This window comes from Ruminococcus sp. B05, from assembly GCF_003628495.1.
GTDB lineage: Bacteria > Bacillota > Clostridia > Lachnospirales > Lachnospiraceae > Schaedlerella > Schaedlerella hominis.
Genome location: NZ_RBZR01000029.1, coordinates 1 through 20,095 on the forward strand (window position 1 = coordinate 1; position 20,095 = coordinate 20,095).

At 53.7% G+C, this 20,095-nt stretch carries 12 protein-coding genes and 2 pseudogenes; all 14 read left to right on the plus strand.

The window, feature by feature from the left end; translation table 11 throughout:
* Nucleotides 1–617: 617 nt before the first annotated feature.
* Nucleotides 618–908, plus strand: a pseudogene (locus D8Q48_RS14735) (conjugal transfer protein TraE); the annotation flags it as partial.
* Entirely contained in the window at nt 905–1,288 is a 384-nt protein-coding gene (locus D8Q48_RS14740; protein WP_121057008.1) for a DUF3851 domain-containing protein, read from the plus strand. The pseudogene D8Q48_RS14735 and the gene D8Q48_RS14740, both read left to right, overlap by 4 nt.
* A complete protein-coding gene (locus D8Q48_RS14745; protein ID WP_121057010.1) occupies nt 1,281–3,017 on the plus strand; it encodes a CHAP domain-containing protein in 1,737 nt (578 codons plus the stop codon). The genes D8Q48_RS14740 and D8Q48_RS14745 overlap by 8 nt, the downstream gene beginning before the upstream one ends.
* Before the next feature lie 29 nt (nt 3,018–3,046).
* A complete protein-coding gene (locus tag D8Q48_RS14750) occupies nt 3,047–3,298 on the plus strand; it encodes a DUF4315 family protein (protein WP_121057012.1) in 252 nt (83 codons plus the stop codon).
* Complete coding sequence (locus tag D8Q48_RS14755) at nt 3,288–4,043, plus strand: DUF4366 domain-containing protein (RefSeq protein ID WP_121057014.1); 756 nt, start codon at nt 3,288–3,290, stop codon at nt 4,041–4,043. The genes D8Q48_RS14750 and D8Q48_RS14755 overlap by 11 nt, the downstream gene beginning before the upstream one ends.
* Nucleotides 4,040–4,243 carry a hypothetical protein gene (locus D8Q48_RS14760; protein ID WP_121057016.1) on the plus strand — a complete coding sequence of 68 codons (204 nt, stop codon included), beginning with the start codon at nt 4,040–4,042 and terminating at the stop codon, nt 4,241–4,243. Before D8Q48_RS14755 ends, D8Q48_RS14760 begins: the two co-directional genes overlap by 4 nt.
* The gene (locus D8Q48_RS14765) at nt 4,230–6,338 is read left to right on the plus strand and encodes a type IA DNA topoisomerase (protein WP_121057018.1); all 2,109 of its coding nucleotides are present in this window, start codon (nt 4,230–4,232) and stop codon (nt 6,336–6,338) included. Before D8Q48_RS14760 ends, D8Q48_RS14765 begins: the two co-directional genes overlap by 14 nt.
* The gene (locus tag D8Q48_RS14770; protein WP_002570998.1) at nt 6,335–6,613 is read left to right on the plus strand and encodes a hypothetical protein; all 279 of its coding nucleotides are present in this window, start codon (nt 6,335–6,337) and stop codon (nt 6,611–6,613) included. The genes D8Q48_RS14765 and D8Q48_RS14770 overlap by 4 nt, the downstream gene beginning before the upstream one ends.
* Nucleotides 6,614–6,619: 6 nt before the next feature.
* A pseudogene (locus D8Q48_RS17940) lies at nt 6,620–8,455 on the plus strand (LPD28 domain-containing protein); the annotation flags it as partial.
* Nucleotides 8,441–10,207, plus strand: a complete 1,767-nt coding sequence (locus tag D8Q48_RS17945; RefSeq protein ID WP_334295266.1) for a YodL domain-containing protein — start codon at nt 8,441–8,443, stop codon at nt 10,205–10,207. The pseudogene D8Q48_RS17940 and the gene D8Q48_RS17945, both read left to right, overlap by 15 nt.
* A 1-nt stretch (nt 10,208) precedes the next feature.
* Nucleotides 10,209–10,424: a transposon-transfer assisting family protein gene (locus D8Q48_RS14780; RefSeq protein WP_002570996.1), complete on the plus strand. Its 216-nt coding sequence runs from the start codon at nt 10,209–10,211 to the stop codon at nt 10,422–10,424.
* An 850-nt stretch (nt 10,425–11,274) separates the two neighbouring features.
* Nucleotides 11,275–11,631 carry a TnpV protein gene (locus tag D8Q48_RS17685; RefSeq protein WP_243116319.1) on the plus strand — a complete coding sequence of 119 codons (357 nt, stop codon included), beginning with the start codon at nt 11,275–11,277 and terminating at the stop codon, nt 11,629–11,631.
* Nucleotides 11,632–13,127: 1,496 nt separating this feature from the next.
* Nucleotides 13,128–19,286, plus strand: coding sequence for an SNF2-related protein (locus tag D8Q48_RS14785; RefSeq protein ID WP_347562310.1), 6,159 nt, complete (start codon nt 13,128–13,130; stop codon nt 19,284–19,286).
* 1 nt (nt 19,287) lies between these two features.
* Entirely contained in the window at nt 19,288–20,094 is an 807-nt protein-coding gene (locus D8Q48_RS14790; RefSeq protein WP_121057025.1) for a DUF3848 domain-containing protein, read from the plus strand.
* The last annotated feature ends 1 nt before the right edge of the window (nt 20,095 follow it).

A 20,095-nucleotide genomic window follows, 5' to 3' on the forward strand; every position in this document is an offset into this window, starting at 1 on the left:
AATCCGTATTGATGGAGCGCCGTGTGCGACGAAAGCCGCACGCACGGTGCGACGTGGGGGAAAATCCGTCCTGACTACCATATCGGGAGATATGGCAAAAGCGGCGGATTACCTATCACAATCAGGTGTGGAACCGCGTTACCATCAACCGTGCCGCCCACAAGTCCACCCGTTACTACATCGACGAGATGCACCTGCTTTTGAAGGAGGAGCAAACCGCCGCTTACACGGTAGAAATCTGGAAGCGATTCCGTAAATGGGGCGGCATTCCCACTGGTGATTGGGTCTGCAACTTGTTAGCCGCTTAAAGTGCGGACTTCGCCGTTCTGACTGAAACCGGCAAGTAGGTCAGAATTATCAATGCGGAAGAAATCGGGAAAGGGGTAGCGCCCCAATCCGAGTGGAAGGCTGTCTGTAAAAGGACAGTCACACGCAACGCATAGAGCTTGATCCTGCTTTGAGCAGAATATAACAGCTCCACGAGGCCGCATTACCAGCCGGTACGGTATGATCCGTGGCAAAAAGATATGCTATGCTGGGCGTGAAATGACACGCCGATGAAAATGGGCGAAAGCCCCAGAGAGATGGATAAAAAGCCATCTGTTAATAACAATCAGATTACCCAAAATGTAAAAGATCTGCTTTCTTCACGCGAGGTTGAGAACATCTTTGAAAACTCCGACTTCGTGTATATGCTCAACCAGGCAGGTGGAGACCGTCAGATCCTTGCCAAGCAGCTGGGCATTTCCACACACCAGCTTAGCTATGTGACACACTCCGGCGAGGGCGAGGGGTTGCTGTTCTATGGCTCCACAATTCTGCCTTTTGTGGATCACTTCCCGAAGAATACCGAGCTTTACCGTATTATGACCACCAAACCTCAAGAACTGAAAAAGGAGGATGAATGATGATGAACCCCAACATTTTGAATCAAAACCCGCTGATGTTTTTTGACAGGGCGGTAAATGCCCAGCGCAGCCAGCTGCTCACGGTCATGGCTGATGCGGTAAGTGAGTGCCGCACGGCGGCAGATCAGGCAGCCGAACTGAATGAGACCGGTCAGGTGGGCCTGATCCGTCTGGCAGAGGTCTGGAGCGCCATTCGTGCTAAGGAAGGCATGGGCGGTCTGGTTCTGGAAGGAACAGAGGCGAAGATCCTGTCCGATGTGGTGGCACAGTTTTATGCCTATCTGTCCGGCTGTATGTTCAACGATCCTGTGGGGATGGCCATTTATGCAGAGCTGCACTACATGATGTCATCCCTCATGCTGGGAGAATGGTTTGAATAAGGAACCGCGCCTGCGCTTTACCGATGAGGAACGGGCTGACCCTGCACTGGAAAAGCCGATCCGCAATGCGGAGAAAGCTGCGGCCAGAGCAGATAAGGCGCAGGCCAATATCCCAAAGAAAAAGGTCAGGCAGACGGTCATTGACCCGGATACCGGGAAAAAGACCTCGAAGCTGACCTTTGAGGACAAGAAAAAGCCACCCTCCAAACTTTCTCAAGGGGTCAAGGAAGCTCCCGTCCATCTGGTTGCGGGCAAGCTCCACAAAGAGATCCGGGAAACAGAACAGGACAATGTGGGCGTGGAAAGCGCCCACAAGTCCGAGGAGGCGGTGGAGACCGGCGCTCATCTGGTGCGGGAGGGCTATCGCAGCCACAAGCTGAAGCCATACCGCAAAGCAGCCCAGGCAGAGCGCCAACTGGAAAAGGCAAATGTAAATGCCCTGTACCAGAAATCTTTGCAGGAAAATCCTCAGTTTGCCAGCAATCCTCTTTCCCGCTGGCAGCAAAAGCAGGCCATTAAAAAGCAATATGCCGCCGCCAAACACGCCGGACAGACTGCCGGAAATACCGCCCAGGCTGCTTCCAAAACTGGAAAAACAGCAAGGACAGTAAAGGAAAAAGCACAGCAGGCAGGGGCATTCGTTATGCGGCACAAGAAAGGTTTTCTGATCGCAGGGGCGTTGTTTCTCATCGTTTGTCTGCTGATGAATACCATGTCCTCCTGCTCCATGATGGCACAGAGCATTGGTTCCGTTCTCTCCGGCACCACCTATCCGTCAGATGACCCGGAAATGCTGGCGGTGGAGGCAGATTATGCAGCCAGAGAAGCGCAGTTGCAGGCAGAAATCGACAATATTGAAAACAGTCACCCAGGGTATGACGAGTATCGGTATGACCTGGATATGATCGGTCATGACCCTCATGAGCTGGCGGCATTTCTATCTGCCGTCTTGCAGGGATATACCCGTCAAAGCGCTCAGGCAGAGCTGGCGCGTGTGTTTGCAGCACAGTATCAGCTGACACTTACCGAGGAAGTGGAGATCCGCTACCGCACGGAGACCTCCACCGACCCGGAGACCGGCGAGACCACATCAGAAGAAGTCCCCTATGAGTATTACATTCTGAATGTGAAACTCACCAGCAAGCCCATTTCCGCTGTGGCGTCGGAGCTACTGACCACAGAGCAGATGGAGATGTATCAGGTTTATCGTCAGACGCTGGGCAATAAGCCGCTGCTGTTTGGCGGTGGTTCTCCTGATACCAGCGGCTCTGAAGATTTGTCTGGTGTGCAGTTCATTAACGGCACACGCCCCGGCAACCCTGAACTGGTGGAGCTGGCGAAAAGTCAGGTGGGCAATGTGGGCGGTTATCCCTACTGGAGCTGGTACGGTTTTAACAGCCGGGTGGAATGGTGCGCCTGCTTCGTATCCTGGTGCTACAACCAGGCTGGAAAAAGCGAACCGCGTTTTGCAGGCTGTGAGTGGGAGGGTGTTCCCTGGTTCCAGTCCCGCGGACAATGGGGGGCAAGGGGATATGAGAACATTGCCCCCGGTGATGCTATTTTCTTCGATTGGGATTTGGACGGTACTGCTGACCATGTAGGAATCGTTATTGGAACCGATGGCAGCCGTGTTTATACCGTGGAGGGAAATTCCGGCGATGCCTGCAAGATCAAGAGTTATGACCTAAATTATCAAAGCATTAAGGGATACGGTCTGATGAACTGGTAACAGAGATTTTTAAGAAGGAGTGATAGACGATGGCAAAGAACAAAATTGAACGCATTGACCAGGAGATTACAAAGGTCCGCGAGAAGATCGCAGAGTATCAGGAAAAGCTCAAGGCGCTGGAAGCACAGAAAACCGAGGCAGAAAATCTGGAGATCGTCCAGATGGTGCGCGCCCTGCGTATGACTCCGGCCCAGTTGAGCGCCATGCTGTCAGGCAGTACAGTTCCCGGCAGTATGGGAGATGACAACAACGAACAGGAGGAAAACGGCGATGAGGAATAAACGACTGCTCCAAACACTTTCCGCCCTTTGCCTGACGCTGGTTCTGGCATCGGGCTTTACCGTTCCCGCTTTTGCCCAGGGCGCAGCGCCGCCCACGGCAGAGGATGCCACCAATGACAGCAATGTGGTGGTGGAAGAAACCGAAGAAGCACCGCCGCTGACCCCGGAGGGCAATGCCGCTCTGGTGGATGATTTTGGCGGCAATAAGCAGCTCATTACCGTTACCACCAAGGCGGGCAACTATTTTTACATCCTGATTGACAGAGCCAATGAGGACAAAAAGACCGCCGTTCACTTTCTGAATCAGGTGGACGATGCAGACCTTGCTGCGCTGATGGAAGATGGAAAACCCAAAGAGGAGCCGCCTGCGGTATGCAGCTGTTCGACAAAATGTGAAACAGGGGCAGTCAATACGGCCTGCCCGGTCTGCGCAGCTGATAAGAGTAAATGTGCGGGCAAAGCACCGGAACCTCCGGCAGAAACACCGGAGCCGGAAAAGGAGAAGCCTGCCGGACTGAACCCGGCTGCCCTGATCCTTCTGCTGGCTCTGCTGGGCGGCGGTGGCGTATTTGCCTACTTGAAGCTCATTAAGAATAAGCCTAAGACCAAGGGCAATGACAGTCTGGACGATTATGATTATGGCGAGGAAGATTCCGAGGAATGGGAAACCGAGGATGAGGAGTCGGACGAGCCTGACGCTGATGGGGGCAGCGCAGAAGATGATGACGAGGACAGCGTGAAATGACCCGTTTCACAGACAGTCCCTATGAACGCATGATGACACGCAGGCCGGAGGGCGGGAAGAAAACTTCCCGTCCTCCTTCTTTACCCCCAAGCCACCCCTGTTATGGCTGTGGGAATTATGGAAGCCCCTGCGTAGGTGTCTGCCACCGGGAAATGTCCCGATGGCTCAAGGAGAGGAGGAACCATCATGGCTCAACATAAATTGGTAATTGCCGAAAAACCATCCGTTGCCCAGAGTCTGGCGGCGGTAATCGGTGCAACCGCCCGTAAGGACGGGTATCTGGAGGGCAACGGCTGGCGTGTCAGTTGGTGCGTGGGCCATCTGGCCGGTCTTGCAGATGCAGACAGCTATGACCCCAAGTATGCCAAGTGGCGATATGATGACCTGCCTATTCTGCCGGAGCATTGGCAGATGGTGGTGGGAAAGGATAAGAAAAAGCAGTTTGAAATTCTCAAAAAGCTGATGAACGCCCCGGATGTGACGGAGGTGGTAAATGCCTGCGATGCCGGACGCGAGGGCGAGTTAATCTTCCGCAGCGTCTATGAGCTGGCAGGCTGCCAAAAGCCGATGAAAAGGCTTTGGATTTCCTCGATGGAGGACTCCGCCATAAGGGAGGGATTTGCAAACCTGCGCCCCGGTGCGGATTATGACGGACTTCGGGATGCTGCCCTCTGCCGTGCCAAGGCCGACTGGCTGGTGGGGATCAATGCCACAAGGCTTTTTTCCGTGCTGTATCACCGCACACTCAACATCGGGCGCGTGATGTCCCCAACGCTGGCGCTTATTGTCCAGCGGGAAGCTGAGATCGACACCTTTCAGCCGGTTCCCTTTTATACCGTGGCGCTGGAGTTGCCCAGTCTTACTGTATCCGGGGAGCGCATGGCGGATAAGGCCGCTGCCGAGCAGCTGAAAGAAGCCTGTCAGGGTACAGCTGTCACAATCAAAAAGGTGGAGCGCAAGGAAAAGTCCGAAAAGCCGCCGGCCCTCTATGACCTGACTACTCTGCAAAGGGATGCCAACCGTCTGCTTGGATTTACAGCCCAGCAGACCCTGGACTATCTGCAAAGCCTGTATGAAAAGAAGCTCTGCACCTATCCCCGTACTGACAGCCGCTATCTGACCGGTGATATGGCAGACAGCCTGCCGGTGCTGGTCAATTTGGTTGCCAATGTTATGCAGTTTCGCAAAGGGATCGCCATTACCTGTGATCCGCAGACGGTTATCAACGATAAGAAAGTAACTGACCACCACGCAGTAATCCCTACCAGAAATCTCAAGGATGCAGAACTTTCTGCCCTTCCTGCGGGAGAAAAAGCGGTGCTGGAGCTGGTGGCCCTGCGTCTGCTGTGCGCCGTAGCCCAGCCCCATATCTATTCGGAAACCGTTGTGATTGCAGCGTGTGCCGGTGGGGAGTTTACCGCCAAAGGAAAAACGGTGAAGCACCCTGGATGGAAAGCACTGGAGGACACTTACCGTGCCAAAAGGAAGGATGCAGAGCCGAAAAAAGAGGGCGCAGAGAAAGCCCTGCCGGAGCTGACCGAAGGACAGACCCTTTCGGTTTCTGCGGCAATCGTCAAAGAAGGCAAAAGCAGTCCTCCCCAACACTTTACGGAGGACACCCTATTGTCCGCGATGGAGACTGCCGGAAAAGAGGATATGCCGGAGGATGCCGAGCGAAAAGGTCTGGGGACACCGGCCACCCGTGCCGGTATTTTAGAAAAGCTGGTATCTGCCGGTTTTCTGGAACGAAAAAAGAGCAGGAAAACGGTGCAGCTTTTCCCTTCCCACGATGCAGTCTCCCTGATCACCGTCCTGCCGGAACAGCTGCAATCGCCGCTTCTGACTGCCGAGTGGGAGTACCGCCTGGGCGAGATCGAGCGCGGGCAGCTTGCCCCGGAGGAGTTTCTGGACGGGATCAGCACTATGCTGGGAGACCTGGTGGGAACTTATCAGGTCATCAAGGGAACCGAGTACCTGTTCGCTCCGCCCCGTGAGGTGGTGGGCAAATGCCCTCGCTGCGGCGGTGAAGTTGCAGAACTGCAAAAAGGCTTCTTCTGTCAGAATGATTCTTGCAAATTTGCAATCTGGAAAAACAACAAATGGTGGGCAGCCAAGAAAAAACAGCCGACCAAGGCTGTGGTGTCTGCGCTGCTGAGGGATGGCCGTGTCCGTGTGACGGGGCTATATTCGGAGAAAACCGGCAAGACCTACGATGCCACTGTGGTTTTGGAGGACGATGGACAGTACGCCAACTTCAAGCTGGAATTTGACCAGCGGAAAGGAGGCAGCCGATGAAGCTCTCTTTAGTGGAACGGGAAACCATTCTCCTCTATAACCAGGCGGAGCCAATGGCTGAGGTCTACACCCACGATCCCCGTTTGATGGAGAAGCTGGAACTGCTGGCAAAAAAGCACCCCGACCAGATCACCCGAAAGGACGCCCATAACTTTACCGTCCCCAAGCGGTGTGTATCAGTCAGGGAGCCATACAGCGCAGAGCGCCGCAAAGCTGCCAGTGAGCGTGCGAAAGCTGCCGGATACCAGCCCCCTGTGAGAAAGTCCAGCAGTTAAAGGCACATGGCAGAGAACGTATTTGAAGCAGTCAAGCAGTCGGTCAGCACCAGAGAAGCGGCAGAGTTTTATGGGATAAAGGTCAAACGAAATGGTATGGCCTGCTGTCCCTTTCACGATGATAAGAACCCCAGCATGAAGGTAGACCAGCGGTTCCACTGCTTTGGCTGCGGTGCAGATGGGGATGTGATCGACTTTACCGCAAAGCTCTTTGACCTCTCTCCAAAAGAAGCGGCGGAGAAACTGGCACAGGACTTTGGCCTGATCTATGACAGTCAGGCCCCTCCCCGCAAGAGGTATGTCCGGCAGAAAACCGAGGCACAGCAGTTTCGGGAGGATCGGCAGCGGTGTTATCGCGTACTGTCCGATTACTACTATCTGCTGAAAAAATGGGAGTCCGACAATTCTCCCCGGACACCGGAGGAAGAACCGCACCCCCGTTTTGTGGAAGCGATCCAGAAGAAAACCTATGTAGAGTACCTGCTGGACCTTTTTCTTTATGAAAGTGAAGAAGAACAAAAGGCATGGATTACAGAACACACAGCAGAAATCACACACTTGGAAAGGAGATTGAAAATCATGGCTGAGAATAAACCCACCAACCGAGAGCGGCTAAGGGAAATCACAGATGGCATCGAGCAGGGCATCAAAGAACTGTTTGAGAGTGAAAAGTATATGCGTTATCTGTCCGTTATGTCCCGCTTCCACCGCTATTCGGTAAACAACACCATGCTCATCTATATGCAGAAGCCGGACGCCACTTTGGTAGCCGGATACAATAAGTGGAAAGACCAGTTTGAGCGTCATGTAAAAAAGGGCGAGCATGGTATTACCATCATCGCCCCTACACCGTATAAGAAGAAAATCGAGGAGCAGAAACTGGACCCGGATACCAAGGCTCCGATTCTGGATAAAGACGGAAAGATCGTTACAGAGGAAAAAGAAATCGAGATCCCCATGTTCCGTCCGGTCAAGGTATTTGATGTGAGCCAGACCGATGGGAAACCTTTGCCGGAGCTTGCTTCGTCACTTTCTGGTACGGTGGAGAACTATGATGTATTCATGGAAGCCCTGCGCCGCAGTTCGCCGGTACCGATTACCATAGAAGCAATGTCTGATGATACGGATGGTTATTTTTATATTGATAATCCAAGAATTTCGGTTCGATTTGGCATGAGCGAGGTGCAGACGGTTTCGGCATCGGTTCACGAAATTGCCCACAGCAAGCTCCATAACCGGAAAAAGATCCAGATTGCCAATGACGAGCAATATCAGGAGATCGAGCTGTTTGAGAAACCCGGTCTGTTCTCTAATGGGCGGATTGCCCGTGATAATCTGCCGGAGGGTGTTTATTGCTATGACTTGCGCGGTTCTGATGATGACCCCGGAGAGCCGGTCAGCGTAGAAGAAAAGGTGCTGGTAAACCATGCGGGTTCCGTTCTGCTGACAGAGCCGCTGGAACTGCCGGAGACCAGATACTTGATGTTGACCGAGGAAGAAGGGCTGAATTTTACCGGCGGCTTTTCTACCCTCTCCCAGTTTTTGCAGGAGCAGAAGAAAGACCGCCGCACAGAGGAAGTGGAGGCTGAAAGCATTTCCTATGCGGTCTGTCAGTATTTTGGCATTGAGACTGGAGAAAACAGCTTTGGCTATATTGCCAGCTGGAGTCAGGGCAAGGAACTGAAGGAATTGCGAAACAGCCTGGAAATCATCAATAAGACAGCGTGTGAGCTTATCTCTGACATTGAGCGCCACTACAAGGAAATTTGCAAAGAGCGTGGGATTGATTTGTACTCCCAAAAAGAAATGACTACTGCCACCCCGGAAATACAAAAAGAGTCCGAGACCTTTCGATATTACATCACAAAGGCAGCGGCTGATGCGGGTGTTTATCCCTTCCAGAAGGGCTGCAAGGTGCATTTCACACCGGAGCTGGAAAACTACGAGGATGGAAAGGTGCAGGCATTTGGTTATGTGGAATACCCGGAAAAACTCCCGCCGGAAGAAATCCAGGAGTATGCCCTTATCTCTGCCGGAGAAGCAGTCAGTAAAGAGAACTCCCTTCGCTACTATGTGGCAGAGTGCATGGAGTTTCCAAACCTTGGAGAATACCACGATAACCTGTCTTTGGAGGAAGCTGTCCACATTTATCATGAGATCCCGGCAGAGCGGATGAACGGGATCAAGGGCATTGGCTTTGAGTTGAAAGACGGGAGTGACTATGAAGGACCTTTCCCGATTCTGACCGGGCATACGATTTATCTGGATACCATTCAGTCCATTGACTATTACCGTGATCATCCGTTGGTACAGAAAGCGGTAAAGGAACTGGCTGCGGCAATGCCGGAAATGGAGGTGCTGAGGGCGGACGCCAACCAGCAGGAGGCTTTGTTTCTGATCGACGATGCTGCCTATCTTCATATCCAGTCCTGTGACAGCGGCTGGGACTATACCCTTTACGATGCCGCATCCATGAAAGAGCTGGATGGCGGTCAGCTGGATGCACCGGAGCTTTCCCGCATGAAAGCAGTTCTTCAGATTTGTGATGACAACAATCTGGACAGCGCTTCACTCAGACACGCTCCCCTGTCCATGATTGAGACCTTGCAGGAAGCGGCCTATCAGCAGATGCAGGCAGAGGCCAGTCAGATGACCGCTTCTGCCCAGCTGCCGGAGGCACAGGAGCAGGCACTGGATGAATACCCCATGCCGGATGAGCAGATATCCACACTGGATATGCAGGAATACGGCTACTCCTATGATGGGATGCTTCCTGTTACCAGAGAACGGGCGCTGGAACTGGATGCAGCCGGTTTGACTGTCTATGTGCTGCTTGAGGACAATACGGAGAGCATGGTGTTTGACCCGCAGGAAATCATGGAGCATGGCGGTCTTTTCGGTGTGGATCGTGAGGAATGGGAAAAAAGCCCTCAGTTCCACGAAAAGGTCATGGAGCGTCAGGAACATCAGCAGGAACGAGAACAGGCATTTCTCTCCCAGAACAGAGATTGCTTTGCCATCTATCAGGTGAGCCGTGACGATCCGCAGAATGTGCGCTTTATGAATTTGGATTGGTTAAAGTCCCATGGCATTTCCATAGACCGCAGCAATTATGACCTCATTTACACAGCTCCTCTGAGGGAGTCTGGTACTGTGCCGGAGCAGCTGGAAAAACTCTATCAGCAATTCAATCTGGAAAAGCCCGTAGACTTTCACAGTCCTTCCATGAGCGTCAGCGACATCGTTGCGATCAAACAGGAGGGTAAGGTATCCTGTCATTACTGTGACAGCGTTGGATTTACCCAGATCCCCGGATTCCTGCCGGAAAATCCGCTGAAAAATGCGGAGATGGCCGTGGAGGACGATTACGGCATGATTGACGGTATCATCAACAATGGCGCAAAAGAGCCTACGGTGGCAGAGCTGGAACAGCAGGCCCGAAGCGGTCAGCCCATTTCCCTGATGGATCTGGCAGCCGCCACCCATCGGGAGGAACGGGAAAAGAAAAAATCCGTTGTGGATCAGCTGAAAAGCCAGCCCAAAACAGAACACAAAAAGACGGCACCCAAAAAGAGTGCGGAAAGGGAGATTTGATATGGGAAACTTTACTTTTGAGGAAATGAACCTGATGTGCATTTACAATACCGGCAGCCGTACCGGGCTGATCGACAGCCTGCGTGAAATGCGCGGCGAGCTTTCGCCGGAGGAAACGGAACTGAGGGAGCTGACTGACAGCGCCCTTACGAAGCTCTGCGCGATGACCGATGAGGACTTTGCCCAGCTGGAGCTGTACCCGGATTTTGACCAGTAAACACCATAACCGCAGGGATGGGGTGGCAAATTGCCACCCCGCCTTTTTACCCAAAAACCGAAGGGAGGACAGAACACTATGCCAACCAAAGCTGAACTTTATGCACAGATGGCGGACAAGGTGGCAACACAGCTCACGGGGAGCTGGCAGGAATGGGCAGGGTTTCTCACCACTGCTTCCCGCCTTTACAAGTACCCGTTCCATGAGCAGCTGATGATCTACGCCCAGCGACCGGACGCCACCGCCTGTGCAGAGTACGATTTGTGGAATGAAAAGATGGGCCGGTATGTAAGGCGCGGTTCCAAGGGAATCGCTCTGGTGGACGATTCCGGGGACAGACCACGCCTGCGCTATGTCTTTGACATTTCCGATACCGGAACCCGTGAACATTCCCGCACTCCCTGGCTGTGGCAGCTGGAGGACCGTCATCTGGATTCCGTGCAGGCCATGCTGGAGCGCACCTATGATGTTTCCGGTGATGACCTTGCCGGACAGCTCACCGAGGCAGCCGGAAAACTGGCCGAGGAATACTGGACGGAGCATCAGCAGGACTTCTTCTATATCGTTGACGGTTCCTTTTTGGAGGAATATGATGAGTATAACATCGGAGTGCAGTTCAAGGCAGCCGCCACCGTCAGCATCACTTACGCTTTGATGTCCCGCTGTGGACTGGAGCCGGAACGCTACTTCGACCATGAAGATTTCATGGCGATCTTTGATTTCAATACCCCGTCCACCATCGGGGCGCTGGGAACAGCGGTCAGCCAGATCAACCAGCAGGTGCTGCGGCAGATCGGCGTAACCGTCCGAAATGCAGATCGCGAAGCCAACCAAGAAAGGAGCAAACAAGATGAACAATCCCATGACCTACATCCAGAACGGAGACTATCTGATTCCCGACCTGAAGCTGAGCCAGCAGCGGTCGAAACCCCTGGGCAAGTACGGCAGGATGAGGAAAACCTACCTGAAGGAACACCGTCCCATCCTCTACAACCAGATGCTGCTGAGCGAGAAGCTGTACCCGCACCTTCTGGAGATCGACGAGACCGCTCAGAACAGACTGGAGCAGATGATACCCCAGCTGGCGAAGGAAGCGGGAGCCACCGAGGAACTGAAAGCCAGCGATCCCATGAAGTGGGTGGGGCTGATGAACACCTGCAAAGCCCAGGCAGAGGAGATCCTGATGGCGGAGCTTATCAACAGCTGACCCTAAACCTGTTCCTCTCTGAAGCAGAACAGATTCAATCCATAGATGAAGCAGAGAATGTAGCGCATACATCCTCTGCTTTTTCTTTTGCCCAAAATGATATTGACCATGTGCTGCGTTTGGGCGGCAATACAGACCGCCAGAGGGAGCGTGTGGTTGCAGCCTTTGAAAAGCAGAAAACCACCGCTGAGATTGCCGGGATACTGAAAACGCTGTACCACGGCGGCAACGGCCTTGGCAGTGTGAGCGCATGGTATGCCGAGGATGGTATCCATCTTTCCCATGGGAAGTCTGTCCGTTATGACAGGTCTGCCCAGGTCATTTCCTGGGAGAGCGCCGCAGAGCGTATCGGGCAGCTTTTGGAGAGTAGCCAGTTTGCCTCCAATGTGGAGCTTGCAGAAGCGGCAGGCTATGAACGCTCCCTCCTTTCAGCAAAGCTCTGGTATCTGTATCACGATTTCAGTGAGGAAGCCAGAGAAGCCGGATATTTGTCCTGCCTGTCAGAGATCAAAGGCAATGGGTTCCCGACAGAAACAGAATGGCTTGCCGAGCAGCTGAACAGCCCGGAATTTCGCCAGACCCTCAAGGAAGAATACGCTGCCTTCTGGACTGCCTATCAGCAGGACCGCAACCTGCTGCGCTTTCACTACCACAGACCAAGGGAGATCTGGGAGAACCTGAAGGACCTTGATCTGCCACGCAGGACCTTTTCTTCGGACCTTTCCCAAGTGCCAACCGTCCAGCATTTCATTACCGAGGATGAGATCGACGCCGCCATGACCGGCGGCAGCAGTTTTGCCGGAGGAAAAGGCCGTATCTATGCGTTCTTCATGGAAAACCATACGGACAAGGAAAAAGTGAGATTCCTCAAAGACGAGTATGGCATTGGCGGACGCTCTCATGCCCTGTCCGGCGCAACACACAGCGGTGAAGATCACGACGGGAAAGGGCTGCATTATAAAAAGCAGGACTGCCCGGATGTTCACTTGAACTGGGAAAAGGTTGCCAAACGAATTACCTCTCTTGTCCAGAAAGGCCGCTATCTTACCGAACAGGAACAGGCGCAGTATGACAAAATCCAAGCTGAAAAGGAATTGGCAGAAGAAGATGCCATCCAAGCCCGGCAGCCGGAGGTGGAGGAAGAAACGCCAAAGCCTACCATTCGGGAACTGTACGAGCAGTATAAGCCTGTGGTGACTGCCGCCATATCTGAGGATGCCGCATACCGCAATGCCTGCGGTCATTCTGACCGTGAGAATGCTGTCATTGAGGGCAATGCCGCTGTGCGCCGTGCGATCCTTGGCTCTAAGGATATGGAGCTGATCCGCATCTATTCGGATGTGCCGGAGTTCCGCCAGCGTCTGCACCGGGAAGTAATCGACGAAACTTATCCAAACCTCCATAAGCTGTTGCGCCCTCTTTCTCAGGAAGATATTGATACTGCCCTTTGTGCATGGAACGGCAATATCGAGAGTAAACACGCTGTCGTCCGCTATATGAAAGACCATGCAAGAGAGAAAGATACCGCTGCATGGCTGGCTCAGGAATACGGCGGCAGCAACAGCCTGTTCGTTGTCCGTGTCGGAAGCCCGGAGGAAACACAGCTGCCCTGGCCGAAGGTACAGCGCAGGCTTGCCCTGCTTATTCAGGAGGACCGGTTCTATACCGAAGAAGAACAGGACCGTTTTGACAACATCGACCCCATCGCCATCCGGGAAGCCCTGGAGGAAAGAGGGATCGTCAACGGCCAGGTGGCAGACCCGGAAAAACTGGACAATGACCCGTTTATCCAGCAGGTAATGTCGGATGCAGAGCAGATTGCAGCTGCCGAGACAGAGCAGACTTCCGAAGTTTCCATTTCCGATGAGGAATATGACGCCGTTCGCAGCCCAATTCCGCAAAGAACCTCCTATGACCCTGCCGCCCCGGTTTATGCCGTGGGCGATACCGTGTATATCGAGGATGACGCCTATCAGATCACCGAGCTGCGGGATGACACCGTGCAGCTTCTGCCCACCGGTATGGTATATCCCATCTACCGGGCAGAGCGCAAAGAACAGTTCGAGCAGCTGCTTCGGGCGGACCGCCGCAATGCTTACTATACCGAGTTTCTTCCCATTGACCCGGACAAGGCAGATCAGGACCTGCGGGATGTATTGGCCCATGGACTGATGGATGAAGCAGATAAAAAACAGGTTTCCACGCTGCTGCAATCCGGCAGGAGCAACAGCGAGATCGCTTATTGGCTGAGCAGAGCCTATTCTGGTGAGATCGAGACGCTGAATCTGGAGACCGGCGATACTGCCGATTACCGTACCACGGCACAGGGCATGGAGCTGGAAGTCCTGGACGCAGAGGAAAAGCGTCTGGCTGTGCTGTATTTCCGATGGGATGAAGTTGCGCCTTTACTGCGCGGGATGTATGCCCGTCAGCTGGATGGCTTTGGACAGGAACGCCCCGAACCGGCTGCCGAATCCCCGGCCTTCCATTCCGAGACCGTGGCCGTCTATCCGGGCGACAAGAACAATCTGCCTTATGATGTGGTGGTGGAACGGCTGCATATCGAGGAGCCGGAGCCGCCAGCCCCTGTGACTGAGCCGGAGAAAACCTTTGAGGAAGTGTTGGACGAACACCCGGTTTCCATTCAGGTCAATGGCCAGTGGCAGACCTTCCCCAATGTCAAAGCTGCCGAGGAAGCCTCCTATGAGGAATACAAGGCAAACCTGCGCCGCAATGCACAGAACTTCCGTATTACCGATGAGCATTTGGGCGAAGGCGGTCCGAAAGCCAAGTTCCAGGCAAATATCAATGCCATTCGTTTGCTGAAAAATCTGGAAGCTGCCGGACAGCAGGCAAGCCCCGAACAGCAGGAAGTCCTATCCCGCTATGTGGGCTGGGGCGGTCTTGCAGACGCCTTTGACCCGGAAAAACCGGCATGGGCTTTAGAGTATGCCCAGCTGAAAGAGCTGCTGACCCCGGAGGAATATGCCGCCGCCAGAAGCTCCACCCTAAACGCCCATTACACCAGCCCTACGGTCATCAAAGCGATTTACGATGCTGTGGACCGTATGGGATTTGAAACTGGAAATATTCTGGAGCCATCTATGGGTGTGGGCAATTTCTTCGGTATGCTGCCGGAGGAAATGCGAAACAGCCGTCTGTACGGCGTGGAGCTGGACCCAGTTTCCGGGCGTATTGCAAAGCAGCTCTATCCCAAGGCGGACATCACAGTAGGCGGCTTTGAGACCACCGACAGGCGTGACTTCTTTGACCTTGCCATCGGCAATGTGCCTTTCGGCCAGTATCAGGTCAATGACAAAGCCTACAACAAGCTGAATTTCAACATTCATAATTACTTTTTCGCCAAAGCACTGGATCAGGTGCGTCCCGGCGGTGTGGTAGCTTTTGTGACCTCCCGCTATACTATGGACGCCAAGGATTCCACCGTGCGCCGCTATCTTGCCCAGCGTGCCGAGCTGCTGGGAGCCATCCGTCTGCCCAATGACGCGTTCAAAAAGAATGCCGGTGCCGAGGTGGTATCGGACATCATCTTCATCCAAAAGCGGGATCGCCCGCTGGACATCGTGCCGGAATGGACTCAGACCGGACAGACAGAGGACGGGTTTGCCATCAACCGGTATTTTATCGACCACCCGGAAATGGTGCTGGGCAGACAGGAGCCAGTAAGCACCGCTCATGGTATGGACTACACCGTGAACCCCATCGAGGGACTGGAGCTTTCTGACCAGCTGCATGATGCGGTGAAGTATATTCATGGCACTTATCAAGAAGCAGAGCTGCCGGAGCTGGGCGAAGGCGAAGCTATTGACACCTCCATTCCTGCCGACCCCAATGTGAAGAACTATTCCTATGCCATTGTAGACGGGCAGGTGTACTACCGGGAAAACAGCCGTATGGTGCGCCCTGACCTCAACGCCACCGCAGAAGCCCGCGTGAAAGGTCTTGTGGGACTGCGTGACTGTGTGCAGGAACTGATCGACCTTCAGATGGATGCAGCGGTTCCGGACAGCACCATTACCCAAAAGCAGGCGGAACTGAACCAGCTCTATGACAGCTTTTCTGCCAAATATGGTCTCATCAATGACCGTGCAAACCGTCTGGCCTATGCAGATGATTCTTCCTATTACCTGCTCTGTGCGCTGGAAGTCATCGACGAGGACGGAAAGCTGGAGCGCAAGGCGGATATGTTCACCAAACGAACCATCAAACCCCATCAGGCGGTGGCGGTGGTGGATACGGCAAGTGAAGCACTGGCGGTGTCTATCTCGGAAAAAGCCTGCGTGGATATGGACTATATGAGCCGGCTGACCGGAAAAACAAAAGAAGAACTGGCCGGAGAACTGCAAGGCGTGATCTTCCGTGTACCGGGACAGCTGGAGCAGGACGGATCGCCCCATTATGTGACCGCCGATGAATACCTTTCCGGCAATGTACGCCGCAAACTGCGTCAGGCGCAGCGGGCGGCACAGCAGGACCCGGTTTATGCAGTCAATGTGGAAGCTCTTACCGCCGCCCAGCCCAAAGACCTAGATGCGTCGGAGATCGAGGTGCGTCTGGGCGCTACCTGGATCGACAAAGAGTACATCCAGCAGTTTATGTACGAGACCTTCAACACCCCGTTTTATCTCCAGCGCAGTATCGAGGTCAACTATTCGTCATTTACCGCTGAATGGCAGATCAAGGGGAAATCTTCCGTATCCTACAACGATGTGGCAGCTTACACCACCTATGGAACCAGCCGTGCCAATGCCTACAAGATTTTGGAGGACAGCCTGAACCTGCGGGATGTCCGTATCTATGACACCATAGAGGATGCAGACGGAAAAGAGCGCCGCGTGCTGAACGCCAAGGAGACCACCCTGGCGGCTCAAAAACAGCAGGCGATCCGGGAAGCCTTTAGGGACTGGATCTGGAGAGACCCGGAGCGACGCCAGACTTTGGTGCGCCAGTACAACGAAGAAATGAACTCTACCCGTCCCCGCGAGTATGATGGCAATCATATCACTTTTGGGGGCATGAACCCGGAAATTACCCTGCGGGAACATCAGCTGAATGCCATTGCCCATGTGCTGTATGGAGGGAATACCCTGCTGGCACACGAAGTGGGCGCGGGCAAAACTTTTGAGATGGTAGCTGCTGCGATGGAAGCTAAACGCCTGGGCTTATGCCAGAAATCTCTCTTTGTGGTTCCAAATCACTTGACCGAGCAGTGGGCGTCGGAGTTTCTGCGCCTCTATCCTTCCGCCAACATCTTAGTTACCACCAAAAAGGACTTTGAGACCCATAACCGCAAAAAGTTCTGCGCCCGTATTGCGACCGGTGACTATGACGCCATCATCATGGGACACAGCCAGTTTGAGCGTATCCCCATCAGCCGGGAGCGTCAGGAACGGCTTCTCTATGAGCAGATCGACGAGATTACCGAGGGCATCGCAGAGGTGCAGGCCAGCGGCGGCGAGCGTTTTACCGTCAAACAGCTGGAGCGTACCCGTAAGTCTCTGGAAGCCAGACTGGAAAAGCTGCAAGCCGAGGGGCGAAAAGACGATGTGGTAACTTTTGAGCAGCTGGGGGTGGACCGGCTGTTTGTGGACGAGGCTCACAACTACAAGAACCTGTTTTTATACACAAAAATGCGAAATGTGGCAGGCTTATCCACATCGGACGCGCAGAAATCCTCCGATATGTTCGCCAAGTGCCGCTATATGGATGAGATCACCGGAAACCGTGGTGTGATCTTTGCCACCGGCACCCCGGTCAGCAACTCCATGACTGAGCTTTACACCATGCAGCGTTACCTTCAGTATGAACGCCTGCAAGAGCTGAACATGACCCACTTCGACTGCTGGGCTTCCCGATTTGGGGAGACCGTCACAGCATTGGAACTGGCACCGGAGGGAACCGGCTACCGGGCAAGAACGAGATTCAGCAAGTTCTTTAACCTGCCTGAGCTGATGAACCTGTTCAAAGAAGTGGCCGACATTAAGACTGCCGACCAGTTAAACCTTCCCACCCCGGAGGTGGAATACCACAATATTGTGGCACAGCCTACCGAACATCAGCAGGAAATGGTCAAGGCTCTTTCGGAGCGCGCATCGCTGGTACACAGTGGAAACGTTGACCCGTCTCGGGACAATATGCTCAAGATTACCTCGGATGGCCGCAAGCTGGGGCTGGACCAGAGGATCGTCAACCAGATGCTGCCGGATGAACCCGGCACAAAGGTCAATCAGTGCGTAGAGAACATCATGCAGATCTGGCGGGATGGCGAAGCCGACAAGCTGACCCAGCTGGTGTTCTGCGACATTTCTACACCGCAGACAAAAGCTCCTGCAAGCAAGGCGGCGAAAACGCTGGATAATCCACTGCTTCATGCACTGGAAAGCGCTGTGCCTCTGCCGGAGCAGGAACCGGCTTTTACGGTATATGACGATATTCGTCAAAAGCTCATTGCTCAGGGGATGCCTGCCGACCAGATCGCTTTTATCCATGAAGCTAACACCGAAGTGCGGAAAAAGGAGCTGTTCTCTAAAGTTCGTACCGGTCAGGTGCGTGTGCTTATGGGCAGCACCGCCAAGATGGGCGCAGGCACCAATGTGCAGGATCGTCTGGTGGCACTTCATGATCTGGACTGTCCGTGGAGACCGGGAGACCTTGCCCAGCGCAAGGGCCGTATCGAGCGTCAGGGCAACCAGAATCCCCTTGTCCATGTGTACCGTTATGTCACCGAGGGGACCTTTGATGCCTATTTGTGGCAGACGGTGGAGAATAAGCAGAAATTCATTAGCCAGATCATGACTTCTAAATCGCCGGTGCGCTCTTGCGATGATGTGGATGAAACAGCCCTCAGTTTCGCCGAGATCAAGGCTCTGTGCGCCGGAGACCCCCGTATCAAAGAGCGTATGGATTTGGATGTGGAGGTATCCCGCCTGAAGCTGATGAAAGCCGACCACCAGAGCAAACAGTATCGTCTGGAGGACCAGCTGCTCAAATATTTCCCGGAGGAGATTGAAAAGCACAAGGGCTTTATCAAGGGCTTTGAATCTGACCTGGAGGTTTTGGCAGCTCACCCGCACCCAGAGGACGGCTTTGCCGGTATGGAGATCCGGGGCGACCTGCTGACCGATAAGGAGAACGCCGGTGCAGCCCTTTTGGATGCCTGCAAGGAGGTCAAAACCTCCGATCTGGTGCAGATCGGCAGCTATCGGGGCTATGCCATGTCTGTGGAATTTTCCGCTTGGAAACAGGAATATACGCTCCTGCTGAAAGGACAGATGACCCATAGGGCAACCCTTGGTACAGACCCTCGCGGAAATCTTACCCGTATCGACAATGCCCTCGCCCAGATGCCCCAGCGTTTGGAGGCGGCAAAGGCACAGCTGGATAACCTTTGTCAGCAGCAGGCTGCCGCAAAGGAGGAAGTCGGAAAGCCATTCCTTTATGAAGAAGAACTGAGAAGCAAAAACGCCCGCCTGGTGGAGCTGGATACCCTGCTCAACATCGACGGAAAGGGACAGGCACACACTGAGTCCGCTGTTGCCAAAAGCACACGGCCTTCGGTGCTGGATCATCTGAAACGCCCGGTGCCGCCCCGCAGTACAGACAAGAAACCAAAACAGCATGAGGAGGTGCGATAATATGAATACCAAAGATCTGAATACAGCTCTTTATGAAAAGATGGACGCTGAGCAGGACAAATACAGGGACTGGCTGAAAAGCCAGCCCCCGGAAGAAATCCTGCACCACACCTATGAGTACACGGTTCGTGAGGACATCGTGATGGCGATGGAGGAACTGGTGCTGACCGATGCTCAGGCACAGGCCCTTCTGGAATCTCCTTCGCCGCTGGCGGATGTGTACCGCTATTTTGAAAAGCTGGAGACCGGCTATATGGATGTGATTCGGGACAGCATTGAAAGTCGGGCGGGTGAGGTATGCAGGGAGCCCGAGGAACTCAATCCGTTGTTGGTTTATCTTCATTCTGCTTCATACGCGACTAAGCATGGAGAAACAGACGCATATTGGCTGTCTGACCAGGCGAATTTTTCCTGCAAAGTTGCCATTGAGCAGGCAATCAGTGCCCATTATAGGGATAACAGGCTGGATACTGCATCTGCGGTGCAAGAGATTTTGGAGGAATTTGGAGTAGAGCGGATGAACTTTATTCTCGCCAATACGATTCAGCATAAAGATGCAGATGGGCGGATTTCTCGTGACAACAAAGCATGGGCAAAGACCATTCCTATGCCGGAGGATAGTGCCACTTCCCAGCAATGTGCTGATCTGATAGTGGATCGGGTCAATCCGGGACTGGTGGATCTGTTTACAAGACAGGCTCGAAAGGCCGTTCAGGAGAAAGAAAAAGGCTCTGTCCTGCAAAAGCTCAAGCAGGCACTGCCTACCCATAAGCCTGCTGCCCCAAAGAAACGGGAGCCGGAGCGATAAC

Excerpts from the sequence above, each read along its gene's own strand:
- D8Q48_RS14755 (WP_121057014.1), top strand. The coding sequence starts at position 3,288 with ATGAGGAATAAACGACTGCTCCAAACACTTTCCGCCCTTTGCCTGACG.
- D8Q48_RS14780 (WP_002570996.1), top strand. The coding sequence starts at position 10,209 with ATGGGAAACTTTACTTTTGAGGAAATGAACCTGATGTGCATTTACAAT.
- D8Q48_RS14760 (WP_121057016.1), top strand. The coding sequence starts at position 4,040 with ATGACCCGTTTCACAGACAGTCCCTATGAACGCATGATGACACGCAGG.
- D8Q48_RS14790 (WP_121057025.1), top strand. The coding sequence starts at position 19,288 with ATGAATACCAAAGATCTGAATACAGCTCTTTATGAAAAGATGGACGCT.
- D8Q48_RS14765 (WP_121057018.1), top strand. The coding sequence starts at position 4,230 with ATGGCTCAACATAAATTGGTAATTGCCGAAAAACCATCCGTTGCCCAG.
- D8Q48_RS14770 (WP_002570998.1), top strand. The coding sequence starts at position 6,335 with ATGAAGCTCTCTTTAGTGGAACGGGAAACCATTCTCCTCTATAACCAG.
- D8Q48_RS14785 (WP_347562310.1), top strand. The coding sequence starts at position 13,128 with ATGAAAGACCATGCAAGAGAGAAAGATACCGCTGCATGGCTGGCTCAG.
- D8Q48_RS14750 (WP_121057012.1), top strand. The coding sequence starts at position 3,047 with ATGGCAAAGAACAAAATTGAACGCATTGACCAGGAGATTACAAAGGTC.
- D8Q48_RS14740 (WP_121057008.1), top strand. The coding sequence starts at position 905 with ATGATGATGAACCCCAACATTTTGAATCAAAACCCGCTGATGTTTTTT.
- D8Q48_RS17685 (WP_243116319.1), top strand. The coding sequence starts at position 11,275 with ATGAACAATCCCATGACCTACATCCAGAACGGAGACTATCTGATTCCC.